The following is a 524-nucleotide window of genomic DNA, read 5'->3' as shown; positions in this document are numbered from 1 at the left end:
GAGGGGATTTGCTCAAGGGGTATGAAGTGAGGCGGCAGCGAGACCGGCAGAGCCTCACCTAGAAGGCCGCAAGTCCTGACTGGTCGTAGGCTTCTGCTTCATTCCAATCTTCTGAATGCTCTATGTGGTTGGACGTAGCTTCACGAGGACTGTTGAGCGTTCCCGCCCATCGCTCGGCCTCTTTGAGTGGGTCAGCCGGTCGGAGCAGCCGGAACCGGTGGTTCTTTGACCATGCCCATTTTCCGGCCGGGTCGATGCGTTCCAGTGGTGTTGAGACGAACCAGCAGTCAGACGGGCCGAGCACTGGATGAGATCGCGCCCATCCTGCCAGACCCGGGCCGACATTCGGAATCCTGACGATCTGCCAGTGATCGACCGATGGTAGGGACGGGGATGCCACCATCTCCGCCGGTGGGTCGGAGTAGTGGCCGGTTTCCTGTGCTTGTCGGGTCAGATCGTCATAGTCCCGACGCAGTGCACGGGCGCGCTCGATGGGGGTCATGTCGTACCGAATTTCTCGTGGG

At 60.7% G+C, this 524-nt stretch carries 1 protein-coding gene; it reads right to left on the bottom strand.

The window, feature by feature from the left end; genetic code table 11:
* Positions 1 to 58: 58 nt before the first annotated feature.
* Positions 59 to 524 (bottom strand): hypothetical protein (locus tag KP708_RS15580; RefSeq protein ID WP_215757270.1); only part of this gene is annotated, 466 nt, incomplete at its 5' end.

Origin of the sequence: Gluconobacter sp. P5H9_a, from assembly GCF_018812085.1 — a bacterium.
Taxonomy (GTDB): domain Bacteria; phylum Pseudomonadota; class Alphaproteobacteria; order Acetobacterales; family Acetobacteraceae; genus Gluconobacter.
The sequence above is the reverse complement of the archived record's forward strand: the minus strand, read 5'-3'. Positions and strand labels throughout refer to the sequence as shown.